This window comes from Ruegeria sp. AL11 (assembly GCF_056540865.1).
Genome location: NZ_JBQFXO010000004.1, coordinates 291876 through 305620, shown reverse-complemented (window position 1 = coordinate 305620; position 13745 = coordinate 291876). Strand labels below are relative to the sequence as shown.

13 protein-coding genes and 2 pseudogenes are annotated in these 13745 nt (G+C 58.2%); 2 read left to right on the top strand and 13 right to left on the bottom strand.

What is annotated here, in order from left to right; genetic code table 11:
• Positions 1 to 4 precede the first annotated feature (4 nt).
• The 13 genes and pseudogenes from ACR0IP_RS08935 to napF all read right to left on the bottom strand — a co-directional run bounded on the left by ACR0IP_RS08935 (position 5) and on the right by napF (position 11450).
• On the bottom strand, positions 5 to 1132 hold the full coding sequence (locus ACR0IP_RS08935) for an aminotransferase (RefSeq protein ID WP_480525077.1): 1128 nt from the start codon (positions 1130 to 1132) through the stop codon (positions 5 to 7).
• Between the two features lie 22 nt (positions 1133 to 1154).
• Positions 1155 to 2108 (bottom strand): ornithine cyclodeaminase family protein, encoded by a 954-nt coding sequence (locus ACR0IP_RS08930; RefSeq protein WP_480525075.1) that lies wholly within the window; start codon positions 2106 to 2108, stop codon positions 1155 to 1157.
• A 93-nt stretch (positions 2109 to 2201) separates the two neighbouring features.
• On the bottom strand, positions 2202 to 3191 hold the full coding sequence (locus ACR0IP_RS08925) for a pyridoxal-phosphate dependent enzyme (protein WP_170376976.1): 990 nt from the start codon (positions 3189 to 3191) through the stop codon (positions 2202 to 2204).
• A 113-nt stretch (positions 3192 to 3304) separates the two neighbouring features.
• Entirely contained in the window at positions 3305 to 4255 is a 951-nt protein-coding gene (locus ACR0IP_RS08920) for a LysR family transcriptional regulator (RefSeq protein WP_170376979.1), read from the bottom strand.
• Between the two features lie 205 nt (positions 4256 to 4460).
• Positions 4461 to 4566: pseudogene (locus tag ACR0IP_RS08915) on the bottom strand (IS5/IS1182 family transposase); the annotation flags it as partial.
• 383 nt (positions 4567 to 4949) lie between these two features.
• Positions 4950 to 5213, bottom strand: coding sequence for a hypothetical protein (locus ACR0IP_RS08910; protein ID WP_170640276.1), 264 nt, complete (start codon positions 5211 to 5213; stop codon positions 4950 to 4952).
• A gap of 13 nt (positions 5214 to 5226) precedes the next feature.
• On the bottom strand, positions 5227 to 5919 hold the full coding sequence (locus ACR0IP_RS08905) for a NapC/NirT family cytochrome c (protein WP_170472391.1): 693 nt from the start codon (positions 5917 to 5919) through the stop codon (positions 5227 to 5229).
• 29 nt (positions 5920 to 5948) lie between these two features.
• Positions 5949 to 6386: a nitrate reductase cytochrome c-type subunit gene (locus ACR0IP_RS08900; RefSeq protein ID WP_170376987.1), complete on the bottom strand. Its 438-nt coding sequence runs from the start codon at positions 6384 to 6386 to the stop codon at positions 5949 to 5951.
• 12 nt (positions 6387 to 6398) lie between these two features.
• The gene (gene napH / locus ACR0IP_RS08895; RefSeq protein ID WP_480525071.1) at positions 6399 to 7316 is read right to left on the bottom strand and encodes a quinol dehydrogenase ferredoxin subunit NapH; all 918 of its coding nucleotides are present in this window, start codon (positions 7314 to 7316) and stop codon (positions 6399 to 6401) included.
• The gene (gene napG / locus ACR0IP_RS08890) at positions 7313 to 8131 is read right to left on the bottom strand and encodes a ferredoxin-type protein NapG (protein ID WP_480525069.1); all 819 of its coding nucleotides are present in this window, start codon (positions 8129 to 8131) and stop codon (positions 7313 to 7315) included. The genes napH and napG overlap by 4 nt, the downstream gene beginning before the upstream one ends.
• Positions 8132 to 8158: 27 nt before the next feature.
• Entirely contained in the window at positions 8159 to 10651 is a 2493-nt protein-coding gene (gene napA, locus ACR0IP_RS08885) for a nitrate reductase catalytic subunit NapA (protein ID WP_480525068.1), read from the bottom strand.
• Positions 10652 to 10668: 17 nt separating this feature from the next.
• Positions 10669 to 10941, bottom strand: coding sequence for a chaperone NapD (locus ACR0IP_RS08880; RefSeq protein WP_480525066.1), 273 nt, complete (start codon positions 10939 to 10941; stop codon positions 10669 to 10671).
• On the bottom strand, positions 10938 to 11450 hold the full coding sequence (gene napF, locus ACR0IP_RS08875) for a ferredoxin-type protein NapF (protein WP_480525064.1): 513 nt from the start codon (positions 11448 to 11450) through the stop codon (positions 10938 to 10940). The genes ACR0IP_RS08880 and napF overlap by 4 nt, the downstream gene beginning before the upstream one ends.
• Positions 11451 to 12040: 590 nt before the next feature.
• On the opposite strand from napF, the pseudogene ACR0IP_RS08870 reads away from it, so the two are divergent.
• Together ACR0IP_RS08870 and ACR0IP_RS08865 are read left to right on the top strand one after the other, a co-directional pair.
• Positions 12041 to 12267: pseudogene (locus tag ACR0IP_RS08870) on the top strand (hypothetical protein); the annotation flags it as partial.
• Between the two features lie 103 nt (positions 12268 to 12370).
• On the top strand, positions 12371 to 13744 hold the full coding sequence (locus ACR0IP_RS08865) for a cytochrome ubiquinol oxidase subunit I (RefSeq protein ID WP_480525062.1): 1374 nt from the start codon (positions 12371 to 12373) through the stop codon (positions 13742 to 13744).
• Position 13745 lies beyond the last annotated feature (1 nt).

Sequence of the window (13745 nt, the reverse complement as noted above, 5' to 3'; positions counted from 1 at the left end):
CCTCTTAGGCGGCGCTGTGGCGGGCCAGAAAGCCCGAGAGTTTGTCCAGACCCGCTTTCAGATCCGCTGTGGGATTTGTGTAGCCCAGACGCAGCCAGCCCTCCATGTCCATGGCGCTGCCGGGGGTCAGCATCACGCCGTCTTCTTTCAGCAAAGTCACGCACAGTTCACGCGAGGACATGGGCAGGTCGTATTTCAGCAAGGCCGTGGTGCCGGATTTCGGCTTGACCCACGTGATCAGAGGCTCTTGCGCGATCCAGTCTTTGACGATCTGCAGGTTTTCACGGGTTATCCGCTGCGCGCGATCCAGAATGTTGTCGCGATTTTCCAGTGCCATAGCGGCCAACAGCTCATCGACCTGACCGACCGAGATGGTGTTGTAATCGCGGTGGATCATCACGTCATGTAGCATGTCCTTGGGTCCCGCGATCCAGCCAACGCGCAGACCGGCCAGAGAATAGGCTTTGGACATCCCCGCCGTGCTGATCCCTTTTTCGTAGAGATCAGCGACCGCGGCCGTGAAGCCATCCCCGGTCTGATCGGTGCCACGATAAACCTCATCACACAGCAGCCACGCTCCGACGCTGCGCGCGATCTCGACGATCTGTTCTAGCATTTCGCGGTCCATCAACGCGCCCGTTGGGTTGTTCGGGTTGTTGATCGCGATCATTCGCGTGTCGGGACGGACCATGGCGCGCAATTCATCCAGATCGGGCAGGAACGCGTTTTCGGGCTTCAGGTGCAGTAGCTCGATCTCGGCCCCAATGCTTTCGGGGATCGAGTAGTGCTGCTGATAGGTCGGGATTACCGAAATCACGTGATCCTCGCGCGCCACAAGGGTCTGATGCACCAGCGAGTTCGCTCCGATGGTGCCATGCGTGGTCAGGATGTTTTCGCGTGTCTGGTTTTCGTACAGGCTGCAAATCGCATCGCGCAACCGGTCCGAGCCTTCGATCGCGCCATAGGTCATTTTCATCGCCGACAGGTCGTTCAGGATACTGTTGTGCTGTCCCGCCATCTCGAACAACTCACCCAGAGTAATGGATTCCACGCAGGTTTCCGCAAGGTTGAGCTCGCATTTCGTCTCGAACTCATTCATCCACATTTCGACACCGAAAGGTCTGATATCCATGGGTGTTTCCTCCTGCTCTCAGTTACGCCGAAGCCGCGTCATAGACGGCGCGGGCCATGAAGATGTCCTCTAGCCCCAACCCGATTGAGCGGAAGAAGACCGGTTTGTCGCCTGACGGTGTCTTGCAGGCCTCAACCTGCAATTCGGCCAGATCGCCGCGAATGCTGCCCGGTTGCCATCCGGCCTCGGCCGCTAGTTTCATCTCTCCGGCCGAACCGGGCGTAGTGGCGCGATAGTCGCAATAGACCTCGGCTATGGTCAGGAACGCCGGGTCGACCTCATGCGCGTTGGCGACATTTGTGCTTATCGAGGTGACCAATGTTCCTGCGGCCACTGACGCGGTGTCGAACACGGGCGTACCGGACGAGGTGCAGAGCATGACGACATCCGCGTCCTGACCGGCGGTCTCAGCACTGTCAGCCAGTTGGACACGGCTGTCTGTCGCCTGCCACTGCGCCGCAAGCTCGGCGTTTTGAGCGAGGTTGGGGGAATAGACGCGAATGACGCCCCAGTCGCGCAGGGCCAGCACATGTTTCAAATGCGCTTGCGCTACCTTGCCGGAGCCGATGATCGACAGAACCTTAGCTTCGGGGCGGGCGAGGTGGTCGACGGCCAAAGCGGTCGTGGCGGCGGTGCGTTCCGTCGTCAGCTCACCGGAGTCGCACAGCATCAGGGGTTGGCCGGTTTCCATCGACATGAGAACTGTCCATGCCGTGATCACGGGCTTGCCGGGGCGCACCAGATAGGGCGAGAGCTTGGCACCAAACAGATCGGCCCCGGTGCTTGCCCCCAGATAGGTGATGAAATCGCCTTTGTCTTCGGGGAACAGGGTCAGGGTTTGCGGCGGTTGCACGGCTTGCCCGCGCCCAAGCTCGGTAAACAGCGCCCGCATCGCGGCCAGCGCGTCAACTGAGGGCAAAAGCGCGGCAACGTCTGAGGCGTTCAGTACGATTGCGGATTTGGAAGTGTCGGTCATGACGGAGTCCTTGGTCTTTCTGTGCGGGGCAATCCCCGATGTGTCTTAGAGGGAGGGATGCGGGCAGGAAATGCCCTTTCATCCACGTGGGGATCAGACCCCTGCGTCCTTGATCACCGACAGAAACGTCGGCAGGCCGATGTTGCGCCCACTGATGACGACGATGGCGCGATTGGGGGCCATCTCGCGGACCTCGGGGCTGAGCGCTGCGATGACCGAGGTGATTGAGCCGCCCTCGACAATCATACCTTCGCTATCGGCAAACCGGGCTATTTCAGGCACCAGCGCGTCCTCGGGGATCAGAACGGCGCGATCCATGAAGTCGCGAATGATCGGGAAGGTATAGCGATTGCGCAGGCCGATTGCCCCCGTGATGCTGCTGGCGAGGCTTGGGAATTCCTCGACATGGATCGGTTTGCCGGCTTCAAGACTGCGCACCATGCCCGGTTCGACCTCCATCGACGACCCGACAACGGAGATCTTGGGTGAAATCGACTTGGTGGCCAGCGCAATACCGGACAAAAGACCGCCCCCGGACAAGGGCGCGATGATCATGTCCGCATCGGGCAAGTCGGTCAGCGCTTCTAACGCGATCGTGCCTTGCCCCGCGATGACGTTCAGATCGTCAAACGGATCGGCCCAGGTATAGCCGTGCTGCTCCATCAGCCGATCCGCGTGATCCTGCGCCTCGTCCTGCGTGTCGCCATGCACAATTACCTCGGCCCCGAGGTCGCGCATCGCCTGACGTTTGTTTTCCGGACAGAGCGAGCAGACAACCACTCGAGCCGTGATCCCAAGCCGTTTGGACAGATAGGCGACGGCCCTGCCGTGATTGCCGCTGGAGACGGCAATGATCCCGCGCGCGCGTTCCTCGGCGGTCAGTTGCAGAATGCGGTTTGAGGCCCCCCTCAGTTTGAAGCTGCCTGTGGTTTGCAGGTTCTCCAGCTTTAGCCAGATTTCAAAACCCGCGCGCTCCGACAGGGCCTCAGAAAACACCAGTGGTGTCTTGCGCACAATGGGCGCAATCCGCTGCGCGGTGCGCATGATTTCTTGCAGCGAGACATAGCTGTCGGGGGTCGTCATGTCAGGGGTCCTGCCGTTTCGTTCAATGCCATCGCGACACCATGTCAGAAACCGGGCGCGAGAAAATCCATTTTTTCTGAAGTGAACTTTTTGCGGTGCAAAAGTGAGGGCGCTCAGGTTTGAGTTTCAGCCAGCGCGGCCAGGAACAAATCGACACGTTTGTCCCCGCGGGCCTTGCGGGAGACCAACTGAATATCGGTGTCATAGGCAAAGACCTGCGGTAGAACTGACTTCAGCTCACCCCGCTCTATCCATGGCTCGCAGGCGTGGCGGGGCAGGTAGCCGAGGTAAAGGCCGCTAAGGACCATCGCCAGCATCGCCTCCATTGTGGCCGCAGTTGCCGTGCTGGTGAAAGGCCCAGGTGCCTGGTGTCGGTCGCGATCATCAAAGCTGCGTTTGGAAAATTGCGCTTTGGTCACTGCCTTTTCGATTTCGTCGGGGTCATACAGATCATAAATCGGATTCAACCGACCGCAGCACAACAGCTGCTGTTCGACATAGACTGTTTCGGCGCGCAGCGAGGGGGACAATTCCTGAAATGGCCCGATGGCAATGTTGAGTTCATTGTTCAGCAAGGCGCGCTCCATCTGAGGGGCGCTCATTATGGTGATGTTCAGCGAAATCTCCGGCGCTTGCGCGGCGAACCTTTGGATCACCTTGTAGATCGGGCAGGATAGATTGGTCAGAATCGCATCGTCCATCGCGATGTTGAATTGACCCTGCATGTCGCTCGTATAGGCCTGAACCGACCTGTTGAAGGACCCGATCGCGACGCTAAGCGAGCGGAGTTCCTGATACACAAGAAGCCCCCCTTCGGTCAGCTGAAACCCACCGCGCCCGCGGTCACAAAGCCGAAAGCCAAGCCGGGTTTCCAGGTTTGAGATTGCGGCACTTACGGCAGACAAGCTCATGTTCAGCCCATATTGCGCGGGGGATAGCCCTCCGGCCTCGACGACATGGGCAAACACCTGCAAAAGCTTCATGTCCGCATCTTGCAAACGCAGTTGAACAGCGGACGTTCCGCCCTGATCAGCCGTGCGCAAGTCTTGGGTCTTGTCTTTCAATTGATCCGCCCGTCGCTGATCCGGTTTCGCCAATATCTTTAAGATAGGACAAACAAGAGGTGCAACTCTCAGAGCGTGTAGAACCCGGAATAGCTGAGACGCCAAAATCCTAAGAGCCGCAAGGGGGCCTTCCACTTTAAGTACAGGGCGCAGGGTCCAGCATCACAACCTGTGAACCAACACCTAGGTTCAGGATGCAAATCCTAAAAATGACTGTCGCTGCGAGGGCGATTGTACAAAGGAAGACTTTGGCGGCGATCATAACGTGTCGCCACGCGCATCCAATACCTGAACCTACCAAACATGATCTTACATCACTGCTTGGCAGTGCATCGCGCAGTGATGTCCCGAAAGGGGATCACCATGGTTTATTCCTCGCCATGTTCGGCAACTGGGCCGACCATTGTCTGGGCAAAGTGCTTTTCTCGTTCCTAAGTTTCTATCGATTGAAAAGCGTCTTGTGCCGCCCATGGGACCTGAGCGCGCCTCGCCATCGTTTCCCACTATGATTGATGAAGAAGATCTCAATCAGCACCCTTCCATCATCGACCCATGGCCTGCCGTGCGGCTTCGGGAACAAAGGGGAAAGCTCGGCCATCTACTCGTGGCTCAGCCAGAACAGATCTCGCTTGTCACCGCTCCGTTTTCCAAGCCGTGAATCCTGCAGCGCTTTGGAAATAAAGGCATCCTGACTCTAAGGCCTGACTTGCGTTCCTTTAATTCGGATAATGCTCCCTAAACCGCCCGCACACACGCCAACCAGTATTGCAATCACGAGCTCAAGAGCTTCGATTTGAGCAAATTGAAAACCGGCAAAGACCAGTGTTTCAAAAACGCCGACAAGTCCGCCCAGCGCCGCGCCTAGCCATATTTGTCTGGTCATCATTCCCAGCGCCAGCCCAAGAATGCCGGGCAGGCTGAGGATGTTTCCACCGATTGTCCCAAGTATATCTAACATCTCTACCCCCTTCTTAGTCTGCGCTGGTGTTGAGGAAGGACTGGATATCATCGCCAGACACCGACGCTTGTTTGTGCAGCGGCTTGCCGTCAACCGCTTCGGCTATGTCCTGATAGGTCTCAAGATATCCCGGCGGCAGGCTGTGAGCGATGCCCTGGTGGCAGTCGATACAGGTCATCCCGGTGTCAATCGCACGCTGGTGCTCGCTGGCGGCGCGTGTTTCCTGCAAGGTAAAGTCCATATAGTCGAAGTTGTGACAGTTCCGGCATTCGCGGCTGTCGGATTCCTTCATCTTCTTCCAAACGGCCGAGGCCATTGCCAGACGGTGATCCTCGTATTTCTCGGGGGTGCTGATGGTGCCTGCGAGCTCGTGATAGACATCTTTCACGGCCATGATCTTGGCTTTGATCTTGTGGTTCCACTCATCCGGCACGTGACAATCCGAACAGATCGCGCGCACGCCCGAGTGGTTGTTGTAGTGGATCGTCTCGCGGTATTCACCCAGGTTGGTTTCCATCGTATGGCAGGACACGCAGAATTCTTCGGTATTGGTCAGTTCAAGCGTCCAGTGAAAGCCACCCCAGAACAGGATACCCCCAAGAAAGCCGGCCAAGATCAAAAACCCCGAACTGAACAGAACAGCCGGTGTCCAGAACGCGTTCCACAAGCGACCGATCCAGCCGCGTTTTTCAGGAGAGTCTGCCATCGTGGTGCTCCTTTCAGTCATACGTTGGATTAGTTGCTGTGGGATGGTTCAAACAGGTTATCGACCAATGTAGGCGCATTTACCTGCGGCACGTGGCACTGGTTGCAGAAATAACGGGTCCCTGCGATGTGATCCAACTCATTGCCGTCGCGATCGAGATAGTGGGTCATAGACAAGGTGGGCGCGTTGCGTTCGCCTGCAACTGTCCAGTCATGGCAGGAAAGGCACTGGTTGGTCCGCGTGTCGATCTGGTATTGTTCGATCGAATGTGGGATCAGCGGCGGCTGCTGCCGGTAATTCCGCACAATACGTCCTTCCATCGTTTTGTGGACTTGATCCAGCGGGACCGTTTCATCCACTTCGCCGCCTCGCAGGGTCTCAACCTGGGCGGATTGCGCAAGGGCGAACCCGCTGAGGAGTACGACTGGGATCAGGGCGGCGACGCCTGTCAGGATTGGCTTGTTCATCTGTGCACTCCCTTAAATAGGTCTGGCTGTACGCGCATCGGGCGCGGCAACGGGATCGAAAGGCGCGACGACCTTGTCGTCGAACCGGTGAGTAAACTTGAAGACATCCACAGCACATACGTCGATGCAGCGGCCGCAATTCGAGCAATCGGGGGACAGGATCAGCGGCGTCGCATCCGGTTTGCCTTTCAGGGCTGGCGGGATGACCTGGTTTTCCGGGCAGACGGCGTAGCAATCCATGCAGTCATTGCAGGCAGTCCGGTTGGCGGCGCTGACACGCAGCAGGCTTTTACTGCCGATCAGGCCATAGAAGGCGCCGACCGGGCAGATATGGCCACACCAACCGTGACGGGCGACGACCAGATCAAAGATGAAGATCGCAGCGATCAGCGCCCAGACAAAGCCCGCGCCGAAAATCAGCCCGCGATGCAGCATGGTGATCGGATTGACCAACTCCCACGCAATGACGCCCGTCAGGCCCGAGACGATCAGGACCGTCGCCAGTATCCACAGGCGGGTGCTGCGTTTGGGTTGCCAGCCTTTGGGCAGGGCCAACTTGCGGTGCAACCAGTTGGCGGCATCAGTCACCGGGTTGATCGGACAGACCCACGAACAATAGACGCGCCCGCCGATCAGCGCATAGGCGACCAGAACGATGATCCCGCCGATCAAGGCCGTCAGTTCCGGCCAGTGCCCGGCCACAAAGCTTTGCAGCAGCACAAAGGGATCGGTCAGGGGCAGAACGCCAAGGGTCAGCGACCCCGCCAACGTCCCCTGCACGATCCACAGACCGAACCAAGGCCCCAACAGAAACAGTGTCAAAAAGAACAGTTGGCTTGTCCGACGCAGCAGCAGGAACTTATGCGCACTGACCCAGCCTTTGGCCTCAATAGCCTCCTGACCAGCGGGAATATGAGTGTGCGCGCTCATTGGCCTGCCCCCGGTAACTCATAGGAGGGCGCAAAGCCTCCCGGCGCGGCCAGATTGTCCGTACCCGGCCCCGGCAGGCGGTCGGGTAGGTCGATCAATCCGTCCACAAGCGGACCGCCGTGGCTTTCTTTTTCTTCCCAGCCCTTTCGATAGTGGTCCGCGCTGCTGCCGCGCGCCAATCGGGCGGGCAGTACTTTGATCGCAGCTTCGGGTAGAACACAGCTTTTCTCGCACATACCGCAGCCGGTGCAGCGGTCGGCATGGACGGTGGGGATGAACATCGCATGGTGGCCTGAACGCGTGTTGTGCGCGGTTTCCAGCGTGATTGCGTCGTCAATAACGGGGCAGACGCGGTAACAGACATCGCAGCGCAGACCGAGGAAGTTCAGGCAGTTTTCCTGATCGACCAGAACCGCAACGCCCATTTTGGCATCATCGATATTGTCCAAACCCGGGTCCAGCGCGCCGGTGGGACAAGCGGCGACACAGGGGATGTCATCGCACATCTCACACGGCACATCGCGGGCGGTGAAATAGGGCGTACCGGTTGCAACGGCATCGACCCCAAGTTCCGCCAGTTTCAGGGTATCGTAAGGACAGTCCCGCACGCAGAGCCCGCAGCGGATACAGGCTGACAGGAACTCATCTTCCGACAACGCGCCGGGTGGGCGCAAGGCTTCCGCCGGTAGTGCGCGCGCATCGCGCGCCAACCAGGCCAGCAATGACCCGGCGACTACGCATCCACCTGCCGCGCGCGCCGAATCCTGCAGGAATCGGCGCCGTTGCGGTGAGAGAGGAGTACCGGTCAGGGACATGGGGACAACCTTTGCGATCCTTCCCGGTTAAGCGCGCTCGACCTTGCAGGCGCACTTTTTGAAGTCGGTCTCTTTCGAGAGCGGGCAGGTTGCGTCCAGCGTCAACTTGTTGGTCAGCTGATGCTCATCGAACCAGGGCATGAAGACCAGACCGCGCGGCACCTTGTTGCGCCCGCGAGTCTCGACCCGGCTGGTGACCTCACCGCGGCGGGTGGACAGAACGATCTCTTGTCCACGGCGCAGCCCCCGATCTTCGGCATCCTGCGGGTGCATGTAAACAACCGCGTTCGGATAGGCGCGGTGCAGCTCCGGCACCCGGCGGGTCATCGAGCCCGAGTGCCAGTGCTCCAGCACGCGGCCCGTGGACAGCCACAGATCAAATTCTTCATCGGGCTCTTCGGCGGCGGGTTCGTAGGGCGCAAAGATAATACTCGCTTTGCCATCGGGCTTGCCATAGAACTTCACGCCCGCGCCTTCGGGCACGTAGGGGTCATAGCCTTCGCGGAAGCGATAGAGCGTTTCCTTGCCGTCTACGACCGGCCAGCGCATACCGCGCGCCTCGTGGTACATTTCGAACGGAGCCAGATCGTGCGCATGACCGCGGCCGAAATCGGCATATTCTTCGAACAGACCTTTCTGGACGTAGTAGCCGAAATGCTCCGCATCGTCGTTGTGGAAGCCTTCGGCCGTCTCGGACAGCGGGAACTGGTCGATCTTGCCGTTGGCATAGAGCACGTCATACATGGTCTTGCCACGATGCTCGGGCATGGTGGCCAGCAGCTCTTCGCCCCAAACCTCTTCGACGGTGAAGCGTTTGGAAAACTCCATGAGCTGCCAGAGGTCCGATTTCGCCTCTCCCGGAGCTTGCACCTGTTGCCGCCAGAACTGAGTGCGGCGCTCGGCATTGCCATAGGCGCCTTCTTTTTCGACCCACATGGCGGTGGGCAGGATCAGATCGGCAGACACTGCTGTGACCGTCGGATAGGGGTCGGACACGGTGATAAAGTTTTCCGGGTTGCGATAGCCGGGAAAGCCTTCTTCGTTGATGTTGGGCGCGGCCTGCATGTTGTTGTTGCACTGCACCCAATAGGCGTTCAGGTCACCATCTTTCAGCTTGCGGTGCTGCAGAACAGCGTGGAAACCGGGTTTGTCCGGGATGGTGCCAGCAGGAATGTTCCACGCGGTCTCACAAATCTCACGGTGCTTATCGTTGGTAACCACCATGTCGGCGGGCAGACGGTGGGCGAAGGTGCCAACCTCACGTGCAGTGCCACAGGCCGACGGCTGGCCGGTCAGCGAGAACGGCGAGTTGCCCGGCTCCGAGATCTTCCCGACCAGCAGGTGCACGTTATACATCAGTGAGTTCACCCACGACCCGCGGGTGTGCTGGTTGAAGCCCATGGTCCACAGGCTCATGACCTTACGGTTGGGGTCGGCATATTGCTGGGCCAGACGCTCCAACTGGTCGGCGGGCACACCCGACAGCTCGGACGTGTATTCCAGCGTGTATTTCGAAACCGCCTCGGCATATTCCTCAAAGCTGATCGGTTCCATTTTGCCGCCATTGGGGTTCTCGGCCGCTTCCTGCAGTGGATGGTTGTCGCGCAGGCCATAACCGATATCGGTGACGGTTTTGGTGATGTTGACGTGGTTTTGGACGAAGTCCTCGTTCACCGCGCCATTCTGAATGATGTAATTGGCGATATAGTTCAGGATCGCCAGATCGGTCTGAGGTGCGAACACCATCCCATTGTCAGCCAGCTCGAACGAGCGATGTTCGAAAGTGGACAGCACATGCACCTCGCTACCCGGTTTGGTCAGGCGCGTGTCGGTGAGGCGCGACCACAGGATCGGGTGCATCTCCGCCATGTTCGAGCCCCACAAAACGAAGGTGTCAGCGTGCTCAAAGTCGTCATAGCAACCCATTGGCTCATCAATGCCGAAGGTCCGCATAAAGCCTACAACCGCTGATGCCATGCAATGACGCGCGTTGGGGTCAATGTTGTTCGAGCGGAACCCGGCCTTCATCATCTTGGCAGCCGCATAGCCTTCCCAGACGGTCCACTGGCCAGAGCCGAACATGCCAACGCTGGTCGGGCCCTTATTGGCCAGTGCCTCTTTCCACTTGGCGGCCATGACGTCAAAGGCTTCGTCCCAACTGACCGGCTCGAATTCACCGTTCTTGTCGTATTCGCCATTGGTCTTGCGCAGCAAGGGCGTGGTCAGACGGTCTTTGCCGTACATGATCTTGGACAGGAAATAGCCTTTGATACAGTTCAGGCCCCGGTTCACAGGCGCGTCCGGGTCACCCTGGGTGGCCACCACACGCCCTTCCTTGGTGCCGACCAGAACCGAGCAACCCGTGCCGCAGAACCGGCACGCCGCCTTGTCCCAACGAATGTCAGACGTGCCGACTTGCGCCTGCGCTGCGCCGGTGGCCAGCGGAAGACCAGCCGCCGAAGCGGTCGCGGCGGCAGCAGTCGATTTCAGGAAGGTCCGGCGGGATTCAGAGATGGTCATAGCATGGGTCTCCGGTTTCAGGTCTGGCAGGAAGCGTTAAGATGCGGACGGGTCTCCGCGAGGTCTTCGAAATGGTGATAGGTCAGGGTCAGAGAGATCACGCCCGGGATCTGGTGCAGATCCATGATCGTCTCGGAGGCCAGCTTTTCGGGCGTGTCCTCAACCACGACGACAACACGGCCATCCTCGGCAGCGGCGTGGATTTCGACACCGTCAAGCCCTAGCATCGCCTCCTGGGCGGTCTGGGCTGCGTCGGGCGCGACGTGGACAAGGCATCCGCAGATGTTCATAGCAAGCTCTCTTGGGGGAGTGTTTCGTGGCGCTCAAATCGGATTGTATGCGCTGGGCACGCGCTGGCGCAGGCACCACAACCGGTGCAGGCCTCTTGGTCAACGGCGGGCTCCGACCGCCCCCCAAGTAACAGTTTGAACCCAATCGCGTTGCTGTCGCAGACGTCTTGGCACACACGGCAGCTCACGCCATTCATCGAAAGACATCCCGCAGTGACATAGGCACGCCACGGCCAATCACTCAGGTTTTCGGGTTTCAAAGCACCGGTTGTACAGGCCTCTGCGCAGGCGCCGCAGAATGTACAGGGCGAGGCATCAAGGCTGACGACTGGCCAGCCTTGCTGGTTAAAGGTGATGATGTGTTCAGGGCAGGCCGAGACGCAATCGTCACATTGGACGCACAACTCAAAAAAGTCGTCCTGATCCGCGCCGGGCGGAATGATTGCTGTCCGGTCTTCGCGCAGCGGAGCGCCACGCAGAAAGGCACGGCGGCTGGCTAGCTTATTCATAGGCTTGCGGTCCGCTGTTGATCTCGAGACTTACCAAACTCATTATCGAACTGTCGCAGGCCAAAAATTGACCTATGTCATGTTCAATTTGATTAATTCTTGATCGTTCTTAAAACTATGCACATTTCACGCATAAGAAGAAGAGAATTTGTTTCTACCCCCGTATTTCACCGGTGCATCTCAATCCAGGCCAATCATCGAGTCTCATCGATAGACGCCTCTGTTCAGATTGTTTGAAAGTCCGCAATGCCACATTGAGGTCAGCGAACGTCTCTGAACTTTCAAAACCTCGCCTTGGTTTTCTTTTCACAATTCAACGTTGATACCGGCCTCTGCGGTCAAAATTTTGAACCCCTCGGTTTCTGGATGAAGCAAGGAGAATTGAAAAATTGAGTTGGCTGAGCGATAGGAAAAACATGCAGAAAACACCTGCCACTCACAGCTATTATGCGTTTCTGCAGCTGGGGAATTCACAAGATTTCTAGCAAAATTTGTTCATATGAAAGAAGCCACGCGAAAAGACCCGCTGCTTGCAAACTACCGAACACTCGTAACAGCCGCCGATTGGTCTTTTGTAAGTTTTTAGGCGTTGGAGCAGGCGCGAGCATGGCGGCACCAAGCGCCGCATCTGGCGCAAGATACGTATAGGGATCTAAGAGGAAACGCTTGTAGTGCTGTCGGTGGAGGTCACGATGAGCAATGTGGCCCCCTCTCGGTAGCATCCTGCGGATGTGCCTGCGGGTCAATGGATGCCCCCATGTTGCCGAAGTTGATTGATCAAATCCCGGCCGATCAGAACATCGGATCTGTGACTGCCAAAGCTATGCGCCACCCTGCCGCATGACCCGCTGTCGCACATCCCTTAACGCCAAAACGGCCACACCTATGTGAAATTAAAACATGACTTCTGCAGGTGAACAATGGACGCGCTTCTGCTGTCCCGCATTCAATTTGGGGCAAACATATCTTTCCACATCCTCTTCCCGACGATCACGATCGCATTGGGATGGGTGCTGCTGTTTTTCAAACTGCGCTTCAACGCAACCAAAGACACTAATTGGATGGATGCCTACCGCTTTTGGGTGAAGGTCTTCGCCCTGTCCTTTGCGATGGGTGTGGTCTCGGGCATCACCATGTCGTTTCAGTTTGGCACCAACTGGCCCGGTTTCATGGAGACCGTGGGCAATATCGCCGGGCCGTTGTTGGCCTATGAGATCCTGACGGCTTTCTTCCTCGAGGCAGTTTTCCTGGGCATCATGCTGTTCGGCTTCTCACGCGTTCCCAACTGGTTGCACACGACCGCAACCTTCCTGGTAGCGTTCGGAACAACTATGTCGGCCTTCTGGATTTTGGTTCTGAACGGCTGGATGCACACGCCTACCGGGTTCGAGCTGCGGGACGGTGTAGCTTTCGCAACCGATTGGTGGGCAATCATCTTCAACCCATCAATGCCTTACCGACTGACCCACATGCTGCTGGCCAGCGGCCTGACGGTAGCATTCCTGGTGCTTGGCTTCTCGTCCTTCCGCTGGCTGCTCGGAGATCGCGGGCAGGACGTGCGGGCAACCTTCAAAACCGGCGCCTGGCTGGGCGCATTGTTGATCTCGGTTCAAATCTTCATGGGAGACATGCATGGGCTGAACACGCTTGAATATCAGCCGCAGAAGGTCGCCGCTATGGAGGGCAATTGGGAGACGAAATCAAACGTACCGCTGCTACTGTTTGCAATTCCCGACGAAGCCGCGCGCGAAAACCACTATGAGGTCAGCATACCCAACCTCGCTTCGATCATTCTGACTCATAAGGCAGAGGGCGTGGTGCCCGGCCTGAATGATTTTGTTGCCGAGGACGGCACCGTTCTGCACCCGCCCGTTGCGCCTGTCTTCTGGTCGTTCCGCATCATGGTCGGTACCGGTATGGTCATGCTGCTGCTCAGCTGGGCGACACTGCTGTTCATGCGGCGCGGGCGCGGGCCTGCGGGAGTACCAAAACTCATGCAAATTGCATTGGTCCCGATGGCCTTTTCCGGCTGGATCGCAACGCTGGCCGGGTGGTACACAACCGAGATTGGCCGTCAGCCGTGGCTGGTTCATGGTGTGCTGACAACAGAACAAGCCGTGGCTGATGTCCCCGCGCCGATGGTGGGAACGACACTGGCGGCCTACCTGCTGATCTACGCCCTTCTTCTGACGGCCTATATCGGCGTGCTGTTCTATCTGGCGCGGAAGGCGGCGCAGGGCGACCAACCCTCCCGCCCAGATCCGAAATACCCCAAAGCAGTTCCAGCGGAGTAAA